This window comes from Anaerolinea thermolimosa, from assembly GCF_001050195.2.
Classification (GTDB): domain Bacteria; phylum Chloroflexota; class Anaerolineae; order Anaerolineales; family Anaerolineaceae; genus Anaerolinea; species Anaerolinea thermolimosa.
In genome coordinates this window covers 3152842-3173671 of the sequence record NZ_DF967965.1, presented here as the reverse complement: position 1 = coordinate 3173671, position 20830 = coordinate 3152842, and the positions used below count along the sequence as shown (strand labels likewise).

Below are 20830 nucleotides of genomic sequence, written 5' to 3'. Positions count from 1 at the left end.
GATGGTTTCCGACACACCTACCCCCACGCCGACGGATACGCCTACCCCTACCCCTACCCATACGCCTGACCCGACCGAAACCCCGGTGCCTCCCACCGAAGCATCTGAGCGGGGAGAGGTGCCTGTGGTTTCTGATGGCCGCTGGATTGATGTTGACCTCTCGGAACAGATGGTCTACGCTTACGAGGGTGACCGGCTGGTGAATTCGTTTCTGGTATCGACCGGCACATGGCAGCACCCTACCGTCACGGGGCAGTTCCGTATTTACGTCAAGTATCGCTATACCGATATGTCTGGCCCGGGGTATTATCTGCGCGATGTGCCGTATACGATGTATTTTTACAAAGGGTACGGCCTGCATGGCACCTACTGGCACAGCAATTTCGGCACCCCGATGAGCCACGGGTGTGTCAATTTGCGCACCGAAGACGCCGCCTGGCTGTTCGATTGGGCTTCGGTAGGAACACCGGTCAACGTTCACGAATAACGTGTGATGCACACCCTGTATGCGCCCGATTTAGCTCCACTCTCCCGGCGCGAATTTCTCAAGTTCTCGGCGCAGGGTTTCCTGGGGTTGTTTGCGTTGCCCTTCCTGGATCGATATGAACGCTGGCAGCGCCTCAACACCCCGGTTGTCGAACCGCCTGTCAAACTGGGGCGGACAGTGGATGATACGGTTGAGGTGTTTGATCGCCCTTCGTTTTCTGCAACCCTTCTGCATGTGTACTGGAAAGACCTGGTGTTCGAGATTGATGAGGTAACCTACGGAGACGAAAAACCCCGTCATAATCGCGTCTGGTATCACATCAAAGGGGAGGGGTATGCCCATTCCGGAAAGATCCAGCCGGTGGAATTACGCCTCAACCCGGTAGTGCGGTCGGTGCCGGAGTATGGGCGGCTGGCAGAAGTGACCGTGCCTTATACCGATACTCTCCGCGATTTTCGCAACCCCCAGAAGCTGGCCTACCGGCTTTATTACAGTACAGTTCACTGGGTGATGGATGTGACGCAGGACGGAGATGGAAATACCTGGTACAGACTCTGGGATGATAAATTCAAGGTACATTACTATGCACGGGGTGAACACCTGCGCATGCTTGAGCCAGAAGATGTGGCGCTGCTCTCACCGACAGTGCCGCCGGAAGGGCGGCGCATTGAGGTGTGGCTGCGCGATCAGATCATGATTGCCTATGAAAACGACGAACCGGCGCTCATCACCCGCGCCTCGACCGGGGGCAGGTTTATCGATGGCGATTACACTACCCCGCGCGGGGTGTTCATCACCAACCGGAAGCGCCCCTCACGCCACATGGCCAGCGAGGATCTTGCTGCTCCCAACAGCTACGACTTACCCGGCGTTCCCTGGGTGTGTTACATTACCGGTGGGGGAATCTCTTTTCACGGCACATACTGGCACAATGACTTTGGAAAACCGCGTTCACACGGATGCATTAACCTCACCCCGCAGGCGGCTCACTGGCTTTATCGCTGGAGTTTGCCCAGTGTACCTTTCGATCAAAACACCTGGATCGACGAATACGGCACACAGGTTCGGGTGATATAATTGAAACAAGCGCTCTCGAGGAGGGTCATGGCCGTTCAGGCATTGTTTAGTGGTCTGGTTGTAGATGAATTTGGGAACCCGGTGGAGACCACCTATGTGGGAGAAGAACCCTGCTACGTGGTCAACGATCAGGGGTTCCGCCGCCATATCCCTTCAGAACAGGTGGATCGGCAGGTGCTCAACCTGCTGCGTGAGCAGATGAAGGGCAGTGAAGACCTGATTGCCGAGCAGGCGGCGAAAATGCTGGGGCAGGAAGATATCTTCAGCCGTGCCATCCTCGCCAATCAGCTGAAAAACTTTGATCAGCAGCTCGAACAGCTTTTTCAAACCGGTATCCCTGAAGCCGGACGAGCTTACATGGGGATGATGGGCTTTCGCGTGGTGATCAATGTACATGGCGAGGTGGTGCGGGTTGACCAGCCCGGACAAATTGATGAGGAAGGCGACGAATAAATGATCTCATCCAAACCTCAACCCGAGTTTATCCCCGGTTTGAAATTGAGTCAGATGTATTATGAAGAGGCTGTGGGGCCGCTTCTTGCACGCCACTTCCCCGGTCTGAGGCATACTGCGGCTCTGATCGGTTTTGGCTCCGATGTGCTCGGTTTTGATGACGAGCGTTCGCGCGACCACATGTGGGGGCCGCGTCTGGTGCTCTTTCTGCCTGAAGAGAACTTCGCGGAGAACCAGAACGCGCTGGAGAAGCTCTTTCGCGTGGAGCTTCCCCCCTCTTTTCACGGGTATCCTACCAGTTTCTCAGCGCCCGATGCCGAGGGAGTGCGCTGGATGGAAGAGCGAGAGCAGGGGGCGGTCAGCCCTTTGATTGAGATTACCACCCTTCCGGCTTATTTTCAGAAGGAAATCGGCTGGGATACGTGCCGCCCGATTGAAACCGCTGACTGGTTGACCTTCTCGGAGCATCGCTTGCTGAGCCTTACGAGCGGCGGGGTCTGGCATGATGATCTCGGTCTGGAGGCGGTGCGGGCACAGCTGGCATATTATCCGAAACAACTGTGGATGTATCTTCTGGCGGCCCAGTGGATGAAAATTGGGCAGGAAGAAGCTTTCGTCGGGCGTACGGTGGAAGTAGGAGATGAAATTGGCTCGCGCTTGATCACGGCCCGGCTGGTAGAAGCGGTGATGCGGCTGTGTTTCCTCATGGAACGGCGGTATGCGCCTTACAGCAAGTGGTTTGGCAGGGCATTCAGGCGGTTAGAAATTGCCCCGCTGATCGAGCCGCACCTTTCAGGTGCACTGGAGGCGGGGGACTTCCACACCCGCGAGGCGAACCTCTGTCGGGCGTATGAAATCTGTGCCTGGAAGTTCAATTCCCTCGATTTACTTCCCCCGGTGGAGGCAAGAGTCAGGCTTTTCTACGGGCGGCCTTTCAAAGTTATCTTCGGAGGGGCAATTGCCGAGAAAATTCGCTCGGCGATCTCGGATGAAAACATCCGTGCTCTGCCACCTTTTATCGGGTCGGTGAATCAGTTCAGCGCCTCGACCGATTCGCTCGAATCCATCGAGGTTACTACCCGCCTGCGTGGTCTGTATCCTTCCTGAGCATTACCCGGATGCGTTCACAGGTGCGGCGCCATGCAGGCTGCCGCACTTTTTTATTCCGGGTCTATAATCATGGAAGCCAATCGTTCGTCTGGAGGAAATGCACCATGAAAATCACCGACCTGAAGTGTGCCATTATTGGGCAACACCCGACCGTACGCATTACCACGGATGCCGGGATTGACGGTTACGGGCAGGCCGAATCGGCCAAGCCCTATCTCAAACCGCATGTGCTGTTTTATCGATCTTATCTGATCGGCGAAGACCCTACCAACGTTGAACGGGTCATGCTCAAGATTCGCCGCATGGCCAGTTTTAAGCCCTGGGGCAGTGCGGTGAGCGCAATTGAAATGGCGCTCTGGGATATTGCCGGGAAGGCCGCCGGTTTACCGGTGTATAAATTGCTGGGGGGAAAGGTGCGCGACCGGGTGCGCGTCTACAACGGGGGGGTGCGCTTCCCTATGCAGGGCAGTTCACCGCAAGACTACGCCGAAAGCGTTGCGAAGATGAAAGCCTCTCCGGAGGGGTTCAGCTTTGTGAAGATGGGCGTGGGGTTTCACAGCGGTATGCCACGCCAGGTGGAGGGGTTTACCTATGCCGAGTTGCGCGGGGGAGCCCCTCATGCCAGCCGCGGGCCGCTTACCGAACGGGGGCTCAAACACGTCATCGCCTGTGTGGAAGCCATGAAAGATGTGCTGGGCGATGAGGTGGGCCTGGCCCTGGATTGCGGCCCTGGCTGGACGGTGACCGACACCATTCGCCTGGCCAAAGCTGTGGAGCCTTATCACCTGATGTGGCTGGAAGACACGATTAATGGCGATTACACCCCCTATGTGATGGCCGATACTTACCGGGAGATCACCCGCGCTACATCGACCCCCATTCACACCGGGGAGCAGATTTACCTGCGGCAAAACTTTCGCGAGCTCATTGAGACCCGCGCGGTGGACATCATCGGGCCTGACCCGGCAGACGTGGGCGGCATTGCCGAACTGAAGTGGATTGCCGAGTATGCCGATCTGCACGGCATTCAGATGGCTCCGCATGGCATTTTCGATGGTCTGATCGGCCTGGCGGCGCTGGTGCAGGTGTGTGCGGCGATGCCCGACAACTATATCGCCTTTGAATACCCCGTGGCACAACCTGCCTGGTGGTACGAGATTGTCGAGGGGCTGCCTGATCCAATTGTGAAAGAGAGCCTCATCGATGTGTGGGATGCCCCGGGTCTGGGGGTGACTTTCAACGTGGATAAGGCTCAAAAATACCTGAGTGAGGAAGATCGAGATTTCTTCGATTAGATGGAAACTGTACGTGAGGGATTCTTTGAGGGGGCCGGTGGCCTGAGGCTGTTTTTTCGCGTCTGGAGGCCACCGGTAACCTCCCGGGCAATTCTGGCCGTTGTCCACGGCCACGGTGAGCACAGCGGGCGTTATGAAGATGTTGCCGATGCGCTCGTTCCCCGTGGTGTGGCGGTGGCCGCCTTTGATCTACGCGGGCACGGGCGTTCGCCGGGGCAGCGTGGGCACATCGGGAGCTGGGACGAATATCGGAAGGATGTGGGGGCCTTTCTGAACACCCTTGCTACCGAACAACCCGGGGTGCCGATTTTTCTCTGGGGTTACAGCCTGGGTGCGCTGATTGCCCTTGAATTTGCCCTGCGCTTTCCGAACGGCCTGCGTGGATTGCTTTTAATGGGAACGCCGATCCGCCCGGCCGGGGTGGCCAGACCCTATCTCGTCTGGCTGGCCAGAGTGTTCGGGGTGCTTCTCCCGCGTTTTCGGATGAATCTGGGTCTCAATGTGAGCAAAGCCACGCGCGACCCGGCTGTGGTGGAAGCTGGCAGGCACGATCCGCTGATGCACCCGTGGGCATCGGCGCGCTGGGGGTCTGAAAGCCTCAGAGTCCTGGCATGGGTGCAGGCTCATGCGTCTGATCTGTGCCTGCCGGTGCTCTTCCTGCATGGAGAGGCCGACTCGGTGAGCGCGGTGGAAGGGGTGCGTGACTATTTTGCCAGGTTAACCTGTCCCGACCGGGAATTGAAGGTTTACCCGGAGGCTTCCCATGAACTGCATCATGATCTGATACGCGATCAGGTGCTGGCGGATATGGGGGACTGGATCTTGCGGCACACCGGCTGAGCAGGCTGGCTTTCTGAGAGCATCCAGACCCCTGCCCGCGTCATGGAGCGCTCAACACGGGCAGGGGGCAACCAGAGGCAGGTGGCTGGAGGGCCGGTGCACCGGGCACTTTCAGCCTGAGACGACTTCCTCGCTGCGGTCGGTTGCGGGGGGAGGTTCGGGTGAGAGAGCCGAGATTTCAGCGCGCAGTTCGGGGGTCATGGTAATCTCCAGTGATTTCAGCGATCCTTCCAGTTGCTGAAGATTGCGTGCCCCGATGATGGGAGCAGTAACTGCCGGGTGGCTTCCTGCCCAGGCCACGGCCAGGGCGGCGGGGTCGAAACCGCGCTGACGGGCAAATTCACTGAAGCGGTCGGCCACTTCAACCATCCATGCCGCTCCGTAACGCACCTGGTACATTTTGTTTTCTACCAGGCGTCCCTTTTCAGGTCGGGTGCCGGGGGTGTACTTTCCGGTGAGCAGGCCGCCGCCAAGCGGGCTGTAAGTGATCACCCCCAGGCCTTCGGCGCGTGCCATGGGCAGGATTTCTACCTCGGCCTGGCGCTTGACCAGATTGTACATGGGCTGGAGGACGGCAAATGGTGCCCAGCCATGCAGGGCGCTCAACCCCAGTGCTTTGGCTACCTGCCACGCGGCAAAGTTGCTGGCGGCGGGGTAAAGGATTTTGCCGGAATGGACGAGATCATCCAGGGCGCGCAGGGTCTCGGGCAGGGGGGTATTATCGTCGAAGTGATGGATGAAGTAGACATCGATATAATCGGTGCCCAGACGCTTGAGGCTGGCTTCTACCTGTAAGAGAATATTGCGCCGGGTGGCTCCGCGGGCATTGACATCGGAGCCGGTGGGAAAATAGACCTTGCTGGTGATGATCAATTCGTGCCGGTTACCGGCGATCAACCGTCCCAGAATTTCTTCGGCCCTGCCAGCTGAATAGGTGTTGGCGCAATCGAAAAAGTTGATTCCCACGTCGCGGCAGCGTTTAAAGAGCGCCGCCGAGGTTTCTTCGTCAGCATCGCCTCCAAAAGACATCGTCCCAAAGCAGAGCTGACTTACCCGGATGCCGGTATTTCCCAGAAATCGGTATTCCATAAGTGATGTTCCTTTCCAGACTTGAGAAGCTTACTGGGGTTTGCTGGTGCGGTAGCATGGTCTGTGTGTTGATCAAAACCGGGCGGCCTTTCACAGGTCTCGGAGGTTCCCGAAAGGGAAAGGCGTTTAGTTTTTTAATTTTCTCATAGAGTGGAAAAATTGCAACCGGCAGGCAGATGAAAACAGAATATACTTATGCCCATGTTCCCCGTTTTTGCCCTCACCGGATATGGCCTTGAACGCATCGCTGCAGAAGAAATGAGCGACATCCCCGGCCTGCAGGTGGAAGAGGTGGCCTACCGCCGGGTGTGTGCCACCTGTAGCGGGAAGCTGGCGCCTTTGTTGAGATTGCGCACTGTGGATGATGTATTTTTGAAACTGGATGTGTGGGACGGTTTGCCCCCGCAGCGCTCGGGGCTTCAGCAATTGCATCAACGCAGTGAGCAATGGAATTTACACCGGATGTTGAAGATTCTGGCGCGTGAGCGCACCATTGAACCGGCAAATACCTTTTCGGTTACGGTGAGTTTTGTGGGGCGGCGGAATTACACTGCCGAAGAAGTCAAACAGGCGGTGGCCGGGGGCATTTCTCGTCACTACCGGTGGGAATATTCCGCGGATGATGAAGAAAGCGCCTTCAATGTGCGTCTTTTTATCGAGCATGAGCATGTGCTGGTGGGGGTGCGGGTGGGTGCACGCCCACTGCACCGCCGCGCGTATAAGCAGGTGCACCTGGCGGGTTCGCTTAAACCCAGTGTGGCCGCGGCGTTGCTCCGCTTTGCGGGGGTGAAGCCGGGGCATGTCTTTCTGGATGCTTTTTGCGGCGCCGGTACGCTGGCGATTGAGGCGGCCTGGCTGGGAGCGCATTGCCTGGGGGGTGACCTCAGCCCTGAGGCGATTCGGGCGGCACGCGCCAATGCCAGCCTGGCCGGGCAGACCGTGGAGTGGTGCAGGCTGGACGCCACCCGCTTGCCCTTTGCCAGCCGATCGGTTGACCGGATGGTTTCGAACCTGCCATGGGGGCGGCAGGTGGCGGTGGACTTGCGCCTTGAATATCTCTACCGGGCGGCCTGCGCGGAAATGGAACGCGTGCTCGTTCTACAGGGCCGGGTGGTGTTGCTCACCAGCCTGCCAGAGCTTGTGGCTTTCGAGCGGTTAAGGCTGATTGACCGGCTGGAGATCAGCCTCTTTGGGCAGAGACCGGCGGCGCTTTTGTTCGGGCTGGCCTGAGATGGGCCTGCTCATGGGCTCCGGCTTACCCACAGGCGCGTTCCATCGGTTTGCAGATGCAGCCATCCATCGGGAGGCAGAGAGGCGGCATCGAGGATCGTCGCCTGAAAATGGGTCTTCCAGGTATCGAGCGGGGTAGTTTTAAGGTCGGCCGGGGTGAGAAGCAACATCCCTGTCTGCGGGTCAGGGAGTTCTTCTGGCGCCTTGCCGCCAGGGAAAAGCATGGCAAAGCGATCCCATTCCAGGAGAAGGGCACAGCCCTGTGGGTTGCAGGCCCGGGCCTGCAAGCGCACCCCCTGGCCAAGATCGAGCGTGTCGCCGTTCTGGAGGGGGATCGTCTCGATCTGGAGACTCTCTCGCAGGTTGCGCCCGGTGGCGTTCTCTGGCAAAGCGGCGGCCAGGAATGCCCTTTGCGGGGGGAAGCGCTTTAAAGTCTCAGGCAGGGCTTTGAGGGTGCCGCTGGAAGGCTCATTGAGAATGAATGCATCGAGCGAGCGGTTCAGCGGGGGCAACCAGCGGCCCAGCGCTGCTGAAAGCTGGCTGGCTCGCTCACTGCCATTGATGAGCACCGCCCGGCCTGCGGGGGTGCGGATAAGCAGAGGTGTCTTTCCTTCAAACTGGAAGGCTATCACATGCAGGGCGCCATCACCACTGGCCAGCACCTGTCGCCAGAGCAACCCGGCCAGGCCCGCCGCCAGCACCAGGCCTGTGGCCGGGGCGAGGCGTGGCAGATGAGATTTCAGCCATGCGGGGCTGATCTTCAGGCTGAGGAGTAAAATGGCGAACATGGCCAGCACCCAGCTCAGCCGTCCGGGGCCTGCCACCAGCTCGACGCCGGGGCTGGCGCCCAGCCAGCTCACCATGTGCAGGGTGTATGAAGCCAGGGCCCATCCCGGTGCCGCCAGGAGGCGCCCCAGCGGTAAGAAGACCATCCCCACCAGCACAGCCAGACCGGAGAAAATCATCAGTGAAGATTGAGCCGGGAGAATAAAGAAGTTGGCCAGGGGAGCGATGAGTGAGATGCGCCCGAAGTGGTAAAACAGGACTGGCAGGGTGAAAGCCTGCGCTGCCAGGGTGAAGAGCACGTTCTCGGCAACCAGGGCAGTGAGCGGACCGGCTACCGCCACGGGGAACCAGCGTTCTACTCTGCGCCGGAAAAACCCTTCCAGGCGGGCGGCGTAAACCACCAGACCCAGAGTGGCCGCAAAAGAAAGCTGAAAGGAAACATCCCAGGGGAGATCGGGGTTGAAAAAGCACATCACCCCGGCGGCGAAGAGAAGGGAATTCAGGCCGCTGCTCCGCCGACCGATCTGCACGGCGATGAGACTCAGACCGCTCATGATGGCGGCACGCACCACGGCCGCTCCCCCTCCCACGAGCAGAGTGTACAGGACCATGGCGGTGAGGGCAATGAGGGTGGCCCACCAGCGCGAAAAGACCCGCCCAAAGAGACCGGCAAACAACCCGGCGAGCACAGCCATGTTAAACCCCGAAATGGCGATGATGTGAGACGTACCCGTGCGCCGGAAGGCTTCTTCGATGGACGGGGGCAGACCTTTATCCAGGCCGAGGAGAATCCCGTCCAGCAGTGGGGCTTCGGGAGGAGGGAAGAGGGCCTCTACTACCCGGTGCGCACGCTGGCGGAGCGCGTCGATGGCCGTCATAAGGGGGTTGCCCGCGCCGCTCTCTATCCATTGCACCTGAGGGTAGGCCATGTAAGAGAAAATGCCCTGCCGGGCCAGGAAATTGCGGAAGGAAAAGGTTTCGCTTTCAGGGGGCGGGGTCAGGGTTCCGCGCAGAATGAGGCGGTCTCCGTAATGCCATCCCTGGTCGGGTGGAAGCATGGCCAGGAGAGCCCCACGCACCTTCAGGGGCGGGGTTTGTCCGGCTTGCTGGAGGGATTCTGCTTCCAATCGCAACAGGGTGACTGTGTCGCGCGGTTCCGGCGACTGGCTCACGGTGGCGGTCAGTTCTACCTCCCCTCCCCCGTGATAATAAGCCAGGTCGCCTGGCCCGAAGGCCGGGCGTGAGAGCTGGTAGCGCAGGGCACCTGCCCCCAGCGCTACCAGAAGCAGGAAGGGGGGCAGCTTCAGGGTGCCCTTCACGCTGGATAGCCACCTCAGCCTTCTACCTGGAAGGCGATGAAGAAGCTGCCAGAAGAACAGGCTACCCCCCGCCACGCCTGCCCAGAAGCTCACGGGAAAATGGGTCCATGCGGCAAGCAGGATGCCAGAGAGGAAAAAAAGAGAAAGCCAGAGCAGGGGCACGGTGGAGGGGCTCTATCTGAAGAAAGCCGCAGAGGTGTGGCCGGTGAAAGCTGTGCCCCTGCGGGATGATTCAGCCGATGATCAGGTCATCGAGCGGGCGTTTGGGCACGTGGTGAACGCCACGTTCATCACGCCAGTAGCGAATATCGCCATCAGGGGGGAGCGGTTCCAGGCGCACTTCTTCGCCGGGCACGCCCAGAGCGATGACCAGCAGGATCTCGTATTGCTCGGGGATGTTCAATGCGGCGGCCAGCTCGGCGCGCTGTACCGACCCGATCATACAGCCGCCCAGGCCGCGTTCGGTGGCCCCGAGGAGAATGGTCTGGGCAGCGATGCCATGGTCACAACCGGCGTTCTTACTCACGGTGGTATCGAGCAGGACGATGATATAACCCGTGGGGCGCTCGCCTTCGGCGGGGCCGGGCCAGTCGCGCAGGTAACCGGCCCATGCCAGATGCGGAAAGATGCGGGCGTTCTTTTCCGGGTCGGCTGAGAGGATGTAGCGGAGGGGCTGGCGGTTAGCGGCGCTGGGTGAAAGGCGTGCCAGGTCTACCAGTTCACGCAGGGTTTCGAGAGTCACGGGTGGATCCTGCCGGAAGCGGCGATAGGAGCGGTTTTTCAGCACAAGATCACGGAAAGACATCGGCAACTCCTGGAAGTATAGTATTCGGGTGAGTAGATGAAACCGGGAAGCGAGAAAACAAAGAACCTCTATCCCTCTTCGGGCGAGAGCGCCCGGTAACGTTCACGTTCCTGTAAGGCCTGGAGCAATTCGTCGGCCAGGGCGCGCGCTTGCCCCGGGGTGAGGTACAGGGCGGACTCGCTTTCCTGCAGCAGTTTTTCTTCGGGCGGGCAGGTTTCTTCCAGATACAGGCAAATCTCTGCGGGGCGGGGGGCGTTACGGTCGTAAAAAACCGTCATGCGCAGACTCTCGTCGAGCAGTAGAATCGACATGGGAGCACTCCTTGAAACGGGCCTCACACGGAAGGGAAACGATAAGCGGGTATGCCGCGGATCGCGACGATTTCACCGTAGTAAACGCGGTGATAATCCTGACGTGGATAGTTATTGAGCAGGTCTGGGTCGAGGAAATGCGCGGGCTCGAAGTCCTGCCAGTAGAGCTTACGGCACTCGATGGTCAATTCGGCTTCGGCGAACACGGGCGCCGCCACCTGGCTGGCCGGTTGCGGGGTGAGGCCAGACGCGGCAATTTTATTGCCCTCCCGACCTGATTTTGTTCCCAGAAGGTTGAGGGCAGGACGGTACTGGCGCGAAAAAGCACACAGGGTGAAGGTGGGGTAGGTTTCCATGAATTCAAAGGTATAACGGTGGGGTCGCACCACTACCTGAGCGAAAGGGCGTCCCCACATACAGCCGAAACTGCCCCAGGAGACGGTCATGCTGTTGAATTTGCCCTCTGTGTACTCCCCGCTGGTGAGAAGGAACCAGCCATGTTCCCAGACTGCATAAGCCCGGACGAGGAATTCTTCTGGTGGAATTGGAACAAGGTCAGGCATACTTCCCTCCATGAACAGGTTGTATTCAGTATAGTACAGAACCTTCCGGGGTGAAAACTTCCGGAGAGCACTTTACGCCTTGAGAAAAATCACATTCGACAGGTACGCTTTCAGGCAATCGGGCTTGCCTTATAATAGGTATGGAGGTTCTCATGACTTACCGGAAGGTGCGAGGCTGGCTGGTGCTGGTTTTGTTGGTGACAGGCTGGATGAACCTGATCCGGCCGGTGGTACAGGCGCAGAGCGAGACCCCGCTGGTGGTGACAGTGCGCCTGGAGGGGCCACTTACGCCTATCTGGCAGGAGACGCTCAAACGGGCCATCCACATTGCCGAAGAGCGGGGAGCCTCGGCGCTTATCGTGGAGCTGGATACCCCCGGGGGGAGCGTGGAGATCATGAATCGCCTGGTGCAGCAGGTGCGTGCAAGCCCTGTGCCGGTGGTGGTGTATGTTTCTCCGGCGGGGGCCATGGCGGCTTCAGCCGGAACGCTGATCACCCTGGCCGGTCATGCCGCGGCCATGGCGCCGGAATCGACCATCGGGGCGGCCAGCCCGGTGGGAATGCAGGGCGAAGACATCGAATCGACGGCGGAGCGCAAGGCGAAAGAGGTCATCAAGGCCAGTGCGCGCGGGCTGGCCCTGCGGCGCGGTGCAGAGGCCGTGCAGCTGGCCGAGTCGATGATCGAAGATGCACGCGCGGTTTCGGCAAACGAGGCCGTTCAGGCCGGGCTGGTGGATATTGTTGCTCGCAATCTCCCTGACCTGCTTTCTCAGCTTGACGGGCGTTCGGTGGAGGTGGGCGGGGAGAGCGTGGTGCTCCGCACACGTAACGCAGTGGTGGTGGATGTACCGCTCACCTTTCTGGAACAGTTCCTGCAGATTCTCACCAACCCCAACCTGATCTTTCTGCTGTTGAGCGTGGGGGTGCAGGCCATTTTGATCGAAATTTCCAGCCCGGGCGGCTGGGTGGCAGGGTTCATCGGGGTGGTATGCATCACGCTGGCGATCTTCGGGCTGGGCGTGTTGCCGGTCAACTGGTTTGGCATCGTTTTTCTGGTGCTTGCCTTTGTGCTTTTCCTGCTGGATATCAAGGCGCCGACCCATGGTGCACTCACTGCCGCGGGGGTGGGGTCTTTTATCATTGGGGCGCTGGTGCTCTTCAATTCACCCAATGTGCCGGGCTTTCCGCGGGTTTCGGTGCCGCTGGTGGTGGGCACGGGGATTGTTTTTGGAGCGGCTTTCTCGTTGATTGTGGGGATTGCCCTGCGCGCGCAGCGGGTTCCGGTGCGGGTGGGGCAGGAATCTCTGGTGGGGCAGGTGGGCACGGTGCGCAGTGAGCTGGCGCCGGTCGGTTCGGTGCAGCTGGGGAGTGAACTCTGGACGGCGGAACTGATTGAGGGGGGCAGGGCTCCCCGCGGCAGTCGGGTAGAAGTGGTGCAGGTGGATGGAATCGTGCTGAAGGTGCGAAAAATCCAGTGACCACTGCGGCCGGTGCGGACTCGATGCAAACCTGAATTAACGGTACAATCGGCGGTACGTTGGAGGTGCTTACTTAATGGATGCGACACGTGATCGGGTCAACCCCGAAAAAATCGATACTACTCCCATCCGGCGCCCTTCCTGGATTCGTGTGAGAGCGCCTTCGGGAGAGACTTTTGAATGGCTGCAGAATTTGATGCGTCAGAAGACGCTACACACCGTGTGCGAGGAAGCCGGTTGCCCCAATATGGGAGAGTGCTGGGGGTCTGGCACGGCGACCTTCCTGATGATGGGTGATATTTGTACGCGCACCTGCGGTTTTTGCGACATTAAACATGGCCGCCCGCAGGCGCTGGATTTAAGCGAGCCGGAGCGCGTGGCTCAGGCGGTAAAGGCGATGAATCTCAAACACGCGGTGATCACCTCAGTCAACCGCGATGAGCGGCGCGACGGTGGAGCGCCTGTTTTTGCCATGGTCATTCGGCGTATTCGAGAAATTCATCCCGGCTGCTCCATTGAAGTGCTCATCCCGGATTTCAAAGGGAGTGCTGAGGCTCTGCGAATCGTCATGGATGCCCGCCCCGAAATTCTCAACCATAATGTAGAGACGGTGCCGCGCCTGTTCAAACTGGTGCAGCCGCAGGACCGCTATGAGTGGGCGCAGGCCACCCTCACCCACGCCAAACAGATGGATCCCGATGTGCTGACCAAGAGCGGAATCATGGTGGGGCTGGGTGAGACGATGGAAGAAATCAAAGACGTCATGCGCGATTTGCGTTCCTGGGGGGTCGAAATTCTGACCATCGGGCAGTACCTGCAACCAAGTCGCCAGCATTTGCCGATTGCCCGCTACTATCACCCGGATGAATTTGCCGAACTGAAAGAATTCGGGCTGGAAATCGGGTTCCGCTGGGTGGAAAGCGGCCCGCTGGTGCGTTCATCGTATCATGCGGCCGAGCAGGTGCGCGCATTGAGCGCGGTGCACCATCAACTTTACGGGTAGCGACTGGCCATCTGGAATGAATGGGCTAAAAACGGAACTGCCCGGCATGTACCCCGGGTAGTTCCGCGTTTTTATGCCTCAACCGATGGGCTGAACCTTTCAGCCGTCTTACAGATGAAGGGTTTCCTCTATTCGAAAATAAGCATTCGAGTACAATAGGGACTTGTCCCTATGAATACACCGTGGCTGTACCGTCTGCTGCGCATTAATCCCCATAGCGAAGAAGACCGCAGTGCGTTCTATCTGGTGGTGGAGATTTTCTTCGCCGCGGTTCTGGGGGCGGCAGCCAGTTTTAATGGCGCGTATGCCATTCGGCTGGGGGCCTCGAACGAGGATATTGGTCTGCTTACTTCGTTGCCGGCCCTGCTGGCGGTGATTATCTCCATCCCGGCGGGGCGTTTTTTGCAGGGGAGGGCACGGCGTAAACCGTGGATTGCGGGCAGCCTTCTGATGCACCGGGCCGGATTCTTGCTGGTGGCGCTGGTGCCTTTGCTCAAAATCGCCGGGGTGAATCAGGGCACGGTGGCCGTAGCCCTGCTCATTTTGATCAGTGCACCGGCGCATTTCTTTAATGTGGGCTGGATTCCCATGCTGGCCGATGTCATTCCACCGGAGCGGCGGGCGGCGGTTTTCTCGGCGCGAAACATTACCGCCAACGCCACCACCAGCATCTGTGTGTTCCTCTTTGGCCAGTGGTTGAGCCACGGGACTTTCCCGATGAATTATCAGCTGATGTACGTTTTCGGGTTTCTGGTCTCGTTGCTCAGCCAGTACTTCATCCTGAAGGTCAATGTGCCCGATAGCCAGCCTGAGCCTCCCAATGGGTCGGCGTCTTTTACGGCGCAATGGCACGCCCTGCGCACCGCCCTGAGGGATGAGCCGAATTTTGAACGCCTGACCACGAATACCATCCTGCACGGCATCGGGTTGTGGCTGGCCTCTCCCCTCTACATCCTCTATTACGTTCGCCAGCTCGATGCTTCTGACGCCTGGCTGGGACTGCAGGGCACAGTGCTGACGATGACTACCATTCTGGGATGGATGTTCTGGCGCTGGGTGATCGCCCGCACCGGCGAGATGCCCGTGCTCAAGCGTACCATCATTACCCTGGGACTGATCCCGATGCTGGTGGGGCTGCTCCCCAATCTCACCCTGATTCTTTTCGTGGTAGGGTTGAACGGCCTGCTCAGCCCGGCAGTCAACTTGAGCCATTTCAACAGTCTGCTCAAGGTTACCCCTCCGGCCAAGCGTCCGGTGTACACGGGCTTGTATATTTCGATTGTGAACATCGGGGCATTCATCTGCCCGCTGGTGGGAGTGGCCATTGCTGACCGGGTGGGGCTGGCGCCTGCATTGATTGCCTTCGGGGCGCTCTCTATCCTCGGGTCGACCTCTTTCCTGTGGCGTCCGGTCAGGGTCTGATCAAAACCACTGGCTGATGCGTTCCAGCAGATTCTTCCCGGGGCGCTCGCCAGTGACCGCCCCGGTTTGCCCGTTGATGGCCACATCGTAGCGGCGCCCATCCACATCATAGAAAGCCAGCCACAGCGGCAGAAGCGCCAGGCGATAACTTTCGACGAGCATGTTGCCGGTAGATACCGAGAAATCATAAGCGGGCTGATCGAGTTCCGTGTGCTGGATCTCGCGGGTTTCTGCTTCCAGAGCGAGGCGGCGCGCCTCCAGCGAGGCGTTGGCGGCGGTGATGGTAAAGGTTTCTGCCGGGAACCCGGCCAGAAAACCGGCCTCATAAGGCTGAAGGTTATCCAGATTGAAGCCATGCAGGGCGGGAAGCAGGGCTTCGGGCAGGTGATGGCTGGCCGGCACCAGCAAATTTGCCCGGCTGATCACGCGCATGCCAGAAACGGGGATGCGCTGTTTGTTCTGGTAAAGGCTTCCTTTCCAGCTTACCTGCCCGCCCATGTTAAAAAGCCACACGGGCAGGTACATCCCGGTCGGGTGAGAAACGCGCACCTTGCCCCGGGGTGGATCCCCGGCAAGCCAGGCGTGCAAGGCCTGGCGGGCGGCTGTGGCGTTGAGGGTGAAAGGGAGAATGCCGTCGGGGGCATCGAAAGGGCGTTCTTCTACCTGCTCGATGGCGTAGGGGGTGAGGCAGTAGGGGCAGGTCTGGGTGAGGGTCTGTGGGGGGAGGATGAAAGAGGCACTGCAACCCTGACAGGTCACCAGGTGTGCGGTGGTCGGGCGATGATGGGCTCTGGCCGTCACCATGGCGATGAGAAAATCATCTTCAGGGGCGGTCTGCCCGGCAGCAACGCGTTTGCGGGTTTCGCAAAATTCACAGATCAGGGTTTGTCCGTCGGGGGCATAGACCATGCGCGCACCGCATTGAGGGCAGGTGAAGGAACGGGTGCGGGCGGTCTGCGGGTCGCCCGGGGTGGGAGCCTGGATTTGATCGGGGTTGACAATTTCTTCGGGGCGGAGTTTGCCATCAAGGATGGCCAGCCTGCGGCGGGCGCGCGCATCTCCGAAGTTGTGTGCCAGAATTTCCTCCAAACAGGCGCGCTGTTCGTGCGGGTCTTCCAGCGCTTCGCTTAACCAGTAAAGTGCTTCCAGGCGCTCTTCCAGCGGTGGATCAAGGTACAGTAACCGCTCCAGGTAGCGCCGGGCTTCAGCTTTCTCTCCGGCCATGGCGGCGGCGCGGCCACGGCTGAGCAAGTCAAAAGTGGGTGAACGTGTCATCCATTGATTATATCCCGGTCGTAAAAGAGAAGTCCACAATTGGGCGCCTTGCTCTTGACATATTCCCTGAACGGGGTAAAATTTAGTCGGCTAATAATTAGCCGACTAAATAAATTGCCGGGTGCTGTATGTCTCTCTCTTCGTCTCTCCCTGAATCGATTGACTTTTTGCTGGCGCAGATCTGTCATTTGCATCATTCGCGCGTGCATCAGCTCCTGGAAGGTTTGGGGTTGTACCGCGGCCAGCCGCCGGTGCTGCGCATTCTGTGGGAAGAAGAAGGGCTGACACATACCGAACTGGCCACCCGATTGAACATTACCCCGGCCACGCTCTCAAAAATGCTCCAGCGCATGGAAAAGGCGGGCTTTCTGAAGCGAACTCCTGACCCCCTGGATCAGCGTATTTCACGGGTTTATTTAACCGAGGCCGGGAGGGCGGTTCAGGTGGATGTTCAGAAGGTGCTGGAGCGCATCGAAGCCGAAACCTTCTCCGGCTTTTCAGCTGACGAGCTTCCCCTCCTGCGTCAGTATCTGGAGCGCATCCGTGGAAATTTGCTCCGGGTGATGGGGGATAAACCCCCCTGCTGATCCTTATCGTTCCTGACAGCTTCCAATCGCTGCATTGAGGTTGGCTTCATGAAAAATGCTGCTTTAAAGATTGTGACGTATTTAAAGCCCTACTGGTTGTGGATTGTGCTGGCACCGCTTTTAATGTTAATGGAAGTGGTGATGGACCTGATGCAACCACGGATGGTGCAACGCATTGTAGATGAAGGGATCGCCCGTCTGGATATGTCGCTGGTGCTCCAGACGGGGTTGATCATGTTCGGGCTGGCGGTAATCGGCGCGACCGGAGGAATGAGTAACGGTATTTTCGCCGAGCTGACCGTGCAAAGTTTTGGGGCCGACCTGCGAGAGAGTCTATTCCGCAAGGTGCAGTCGTTCTCTTTCCGTAATCTGGATGCGTTCGAGACCGGCCAGTTAATTACCCGGCTGACCAATGATGTGGCTCAGGTACAGGAAGGCGTGTTGATTATCCTGCGCATGCTGGTGCGGGCGCCGCTGCTGCTGGTGGGCAGCCTGGTGATGGCGATCATCACCAGCCCTCAACTGGCTTTCCTGCCGCTGGTGCTGTTGCCTATCGAACTGGCGGCGGTGATCTGGATTGTCAACCGGGCCACCCCTCTTTACACCCTGGTTCAGGAACGGCTTGATGCCCTCAACGGGGTGATGGAAGAAAACCTGTCCGGGGTACGGGTGGTAAAGGCGTTTGCCCGCGCCCATTATGAGAGAAGCCGGTTTGGAAAAGCCAATCACAATCTGGCAGAGCAGTCCGTTCAGGCAGCGCGCACGGTGGCGATTATGCCGTCTTTCATGATGCTGACGATGAACCTGGGAATCATCAGTGTACTGTGGTTTGGCGGAATTCAGGTGGTGCAGGGGGGAATGCAGGTAGGGCAAATTATTGCCTTTGTCAATTACCTCATGACTACCCTGTTCTCGCTGATGATGGTCAGCCAGATGGTGATCCAATTCGCGCGTGCCGAAGCCTCTGCCCGGCGGATTGTGGAAGTGCTTGAGACCCAACCCGATGTACAAGACCTCCCCGAGGCGCGGTCAGAAGTGACCCTTAAGGGACAGGTAGAATTTAAGCGGGTTACCTTCGGTTACGATGGGAATCAGAGTGAGCCAGTACTGAAGGAAATCAGCTTTTCGGCCCGGCCCGGTGAGATGGTAGCCCTGCTGGGCATGACCGGTTCGGGGAAGACCACACTCGTGAATTTGATCCCTCGTTTCTACGATGTGCAGGCGGGGCAGGTGACCCTGGATGGGATGGATGTTCGCGCGTTTAACCAGAAAGCCCTGCGCCGGAACATGGGCATTGTCCTGCAGGAAACGGTGCTGTTCAGTGGAACAATTCGCGACAACATTCGCTATGGAAGACCGGATGCTTCTGATGAAGAGGTGATTGCCGCGGCGAAAGCCGCCCAGGCCCATGATTTCATCCTTGCCTTACCGGATGGCTACGATACCGTGGTGGGGCAACGCGGGGTCAACCTCTCCGGTGGGCAGAAACAACGCATTGCCATAGCCAGAGCCCTGCTGATGAAACCTGCGGTGTTGATTCTGGATGACAGTACCAGTGCGGTGGATGTGGAAACCGAGGTAAAAATTCAGGATGCACTGGACGAGATCATGCGCGACCGTACCTGTCTGATCATTGCACAGCGCATCAGCACGGTACTGAAGGCCGATAAAATTCTGGTGCTGGATAGCGGCCAGATTGTGGCGCAGGGAACTCATCGGGAGTTGATGGAGAATAGCCCGATTTACCGTGAGATTTACGAATCGCAACTGGGGAATGGAGTGAAGCTGTATGAGTGAAACCAGACGCGCACCTGCCTCCGGGGGGGCTCCCGCGCCGGTGCTGGGCTTTCGCCCGGGCGGCCCGATGGCTCTGCTACGAGAGGGAGAGAAATCCAGGAATGCTCGTGCCACCCTGCTGCGCCTGGCGAGGTACCTGCGGCCTCAGCGCTGGGTGCTTTTGGGAACGGCGTTGCTGGTGGTGGTGACTTCAGCGGTTGACCTGCTTGGCCCCTACCTGATGGGGTTGGCCATTGACCGCTTCATCAAAGGGGGAGACCTGGCCGGGCTGGCGCGTCTGGTCAGCCTGATGGCACTCACCTATGTGGTGGCCGCCGCAGGTACCTGGTGGCAAACTTACCTGATGGCAGGGGTGGCGCAGCGTGCGGTACGCGATATGCGCCGTGACCTGTTTGACCATTTGCTGGTGTTACCGTTGCGCTTTTTCGATCAGCGTGCGCATGGCGACCTGATGAGCCGGCTTACCAATGACATGGAAAACATCAGCAATATTCTGGCGTCAAGTTTCAGCCAGCTTGTCTCCAGCATCTTCGGGCTGGTGGGGGTGCTGATCATCATTTTCATGCTTAACGTGCCGCTGGCGGTGGTGAGCCTGCTGGTCATGCCGCTCACTTACCTTCTCACGCGCGCCATCGCCAAACGTACGCGCCAGGGATTCCGTGAAACCCAGCAAACCCTGGGCGCCTTGAACGGCATCATCGAAGAGACGATCACAGGGTTGCGCACCATCAAGGCCTTTGCGCGTGAAGAGGCGACCGTGGAGCAGTTTTCAGGGATCAACCAGCGCCTTAAAAAGGTGGCCCTGAGGGCGCGGGTGTTGACCAGCTTTATGGGCCCTCTGATGAATATGGTGAACAACCTTGGACTGGCCGTGGTGGCCTGTTCGGGAGGGGTGCTGGCCGTGCGGGGAATGGCCACGGTGGGAGAGATCGCCGCTTTCATTAACTATGCCGGGCGATTGGGACGCCCTCTGAACCAGATTGCCCAGCTTTTCAGCACCATTCAATCGGCGCTGGCCGGTGCAGAACGTGTGTTTGAAATCATGGATGAGACGCCAGAGCAAGACGCCGCAAATGCCGAGCCGCTTGTGCGGGTGCGCGGTGAGGTGGTGTTTGACCACGTCAGCTTTGGGTATGAGCCAGGCGTACCGGTGCTCAAAGATGTCAGCCTCCATGCTCGTCCGGGCGAGATGGTTGCGCTGGTCGGGCCGACCGGCGCCGGTAAGACGACGATTGTCAATTTGCTTACCCGTTTTTATGATGTCAATGAAGGTTCGATTCGTATTGATGGCCGGGATATTCGCACCATTCCGCTGGACGAATTACGCCAGAAGCTCGGGCTGGTACTGCAGGACAACTTCCTTTTCACCGGCACGGTCATGGAAAATATCCGTTATGGGAAGCTCGATGCCACCGATGACGAGGTGATCGCCGCGGCACAGCTGGCCAATGCCGACCCGTTCATCCGCCGTTTGCCACACGGCTATCAGACGCTGCTTTCCGAACGGGGGAGCAATCTCAGCCAGGGACAGCGCCAGCTTCTGGCCATCGCGCGGGCAGTGCTGGCTGACCCGGAGATTCTGATCCTCGACGAGGCAACCAGCAATGTCGACACGCGCACCGAGAAGCACCTGCAGGAAGCGCTGATGCGCCTGATGAAAGGCCGCACCAGCTTCGTGATTGCGCATCGCTTAAGCACCGTGCGAGATGCCAACCAGGTGCTGGTGATTCATAACGGCCAGGTGATCGAGCGCGGCACGCATGCCAGCCTGCTGGCACAGCGTGGATTTTATTATCGGCTTTACCACAGCCAGTTCAAGGGGCAGGCGCTCCCCGAAAGTGATCTCAGGGGGTTGCCCGCCCTGACGCAGGCCGACTGATCGAATTTTTCCTCTCCCCCGGGG

Annotated in this window: 19 protein-coding genes; 13 read left to right on the top strand and 6 right to left on the bottom strand. The window is 58.9% G+C overall.

The window, feature by feature from the left end:
• The 6 genes from ATHL_RS14275 to ATHL_RS14250 form a co-directional block, all read left to right on the top strand.
• The coding region (locus ATHL_RS14275) for a L,D-transpeptidase (RefSeq protein WP_062195271.1) at positions 1-487 on the top strand (487 nt) is incomplete at its 5' end.
• A gap of 6 nt (positions 488-493) precedes the next feature.
• On the top strand, positions 494-1564 hold the full coding sequence (locus ATHL_RS14270; RefSeq protein ID WP_062195257.1) for a L,D-transpeptidase: 1071 nt from the start codon (positions 494-496) through the stop codon (positions 1562-1564).
• A gap of 27 nt (positions 1565-1591) precedes the next feature.
• Entirely contained in the window at positions 1592-2017 is a 426-nt protein-coding gene (locus ATHL_RS14265; protein WP_062195254.1) for a hypothetical protein, read from the top strand.
• The gene (locus ATHL_RS14260; protein ID WP_062195252.1) at positions 2018-3124 is read left to right on the top strand and encodes a DUF4037 domain-containing protein; all 1107 of its coding nucleotides are present in this window, start codon (positions 2018-2020) and stop codon (positions 3122-3124) included.
• A 107-nt stretch (positions 3125-3231) separates the two neighbouring features.
• Complete coding sequence (locus ATHL_RS14255; protein ID WP_062195249.1) at positions 3232-4422, top strand: mandelate racemase/muconate lactonizing enzyme family protein; 1191 nt, start codon at positions 3232-3234, stop codon at positions 4420-4422.
• Positions 4423-5262 (top strand): alpha/beta hydrolase, encoded by an 840-nt coding sequence (locus tag ATHL_RS14250; RefSeq protein WP_062195246.1) that lies wholly within the window; start codon positions 4423-4425, stop codon positions 5260-5262.
• 111 nt (positions 5263-5373) lie between these two features.
• Here the strand turns inward: ATHL_RS14250 and ATHL_RS14245 are convergent, their stop codons facing one another.
• Positions 5374-6351: an aldo/keto reductase gene (locus ATHL_RS14245; RefSeq protein ID WP_062195244.1), complete on the bottom strand. Its 978-nt coding sequence runs from the start codon at positions 6349-6351 to the stop codon at positions 5374-5376.
• 195 nt (positions 6352-6546) lie between these two features.
• Between ATHL_RS14245 and ATHL_RS14240 the strand changes: the two genes are divergently transcribed.
• On the top strand, positions 6547-7581 hold the full coding sequence (locus ATHL_RS14240) for a methyltransferase domain-containing protein (protein ID WP_062195241.1): 1035 nt from the start codon (positions 6547-6549) through the stop codon (positions 7579-7581).
• Between the two features lie 11 nt (positions 7582-7592).
• On the opposite strand, the gene ATHL_RS14235 is transcribed toward ATHL_RS14240, so the two are convergent.
• The 4 genes from ATHL_RS14235 to ATHL_RS14220 all read right to left on the bottom strand — a co-directional run bounded on the left by ATHL_RS14235 (position 7593) and on the right by ATHL_RS14220 (position 11365).
• Positions 7593-9779, bottom strand: coding sequence for a ComEC/Rec2 family competence protein (locus ATHL_RS14235; RefSeq protein ID WP_272897357.1), 2187 nt, complete (start codon positions 9777-9779; stop codon positions 7593-7595).
• A 139-nt stretch (positions 9780-9918) separates the two neighbouring features.
• Complete coding sequence (locus tag ATHL_RS14230; protein ID WP_062195233.1) at positions 9919-10491, bottom strand: nitroreductase family protein; 573 nt, start codon at positions 10489-10491, stop codon at positions 9919-9921.
• A 68-nt stretch (positions 10492-10559) separates the two neighbouring features.
• Entirely contained in the window at positions 10560-10802 is a 243-nt protein-coding gene (locus ATHL_RS14225; protein WP_062195231.1) for a hypothetical protein, read from the bottom strand.
• A 23-nt stretch (positions 10803-10825) separates the two neighbouring features.
• Positions 10826-11365, bottom strand: coding sequence for a flavin reductase family protein (locus ATHL_RS14220; RefSeq protein ID WP_062195228.1), 540 nt, complete (start codon positions 11363-11365; stop codon positions 10826-10828).
• A gap of 152 nt (positions 11366-11517) precedes the next feature.
• On the opposite strand from ATHL_RS14220, the gene ATHL_RS14215 reads away from it, so the two are divergent.
• From ATHL_RS14215 to ATHL_RS14205, 3 genes are all read left to right on the top strand, one after another.
• Complete coding sequence (locus ATHL_RS14215; protein WP_062195225.1) at positions 11518-12843, top strand: NfeD family protein; 1326 nt, start codon at positions 11518-11520, stop codon at positions 12841-12843.
• A 76-nt stretch (positions 12844-12919) separates the two neighbouring features.
• Positions 12920-13846 (top strand): lipoyl synthase, encoded by a 927-nt coding sequence (gene lipA, locus ATHL_RS14210; RefSeq protein ID WP_062195223.1) that lies wholly within the window; start codon positions 12920-12922, stop codon positions 13844-13846.
• A 171-nt stretch (positions 13847-14017) separates the two neighbouring features.
• On the top strand, positions 14018-15268 hold the full coding sequence (locus tag ATHL_RS14205) for an MFS transporter (RefSeq protein ID WP_062195220.1): 1251 nt from the start codon (positions 14018-14020) through the stop codon (positions 15266-15268).
• Here the strand turns inward: ATHL_RS14205 and ATHL_RS14200 are convergent, their stop codons facing one another.
• On the bottom strand, positions 15269-16543 hold the full coding sequence (locus ATHL_RS14200) for a tetratricopeptide repeat protein (RefSeq protein ID WP_062195217.1): 1275 nt from the start codon (positions 16541-16543) through the stop codon (positions 15269-15271). It lies immediately after the preceding gene.
• A 128-nt stretch (positions 16544-16671) separates the two neighbouring features.
• Here ATHL_RS14200 and ATHL_RS14195 point away from each other — a divergent pair, with 128 nt between their 5' ends.
• Genes ATHL_RS14195 through ATHL_RS14185 form a run of 3 tightly spaced genes read left to right on the top strand, consistent with a single transcriptional unit; the run spans position 16672 to position 20806 of the window.
• Positions 16672-17130 (top strand): MarR family winged helix-turn-helix transcriptional regulator, encoded by a 459-nt coding sequence (locus tag ATHL_RS14195; RefSeq protein ID WP_062195216.1) that lies wholly within the window; start codon positions 16672-16674, stop codon positions 17128-17130.
• A 48-nt stretch (positions 17131-17178) separates the two neighbouring features.
• Positions 17179-18927, top strand: coding sequence for an ABC transporter ATP-binding protein (locus ATHL_RS14190; RefSeq protein WP_062195212.1), 1749 nt, complete (start codon positions 17179-17181; stop codon positions 18925-18927).
• The gene (locus tag ATHL_RS14185; RefSeq protein ID WP_062195209.1) at positions 18920-20806 is read left to right on the top strand and encodes an ABC transporter ATP-binding protein; all 1887 of its coding nucleotides are present in this window, start codon (positions 18920-18922) and stop codon (positions 20804-20806) included. Before ATHL_RS14190 ends, ATHL_RS14185 begins: the two co-directional genes overlap by 8 nt.
• The last annotated feature ends 24 nt before the right edge of the window (positions 20807-20830 follow it).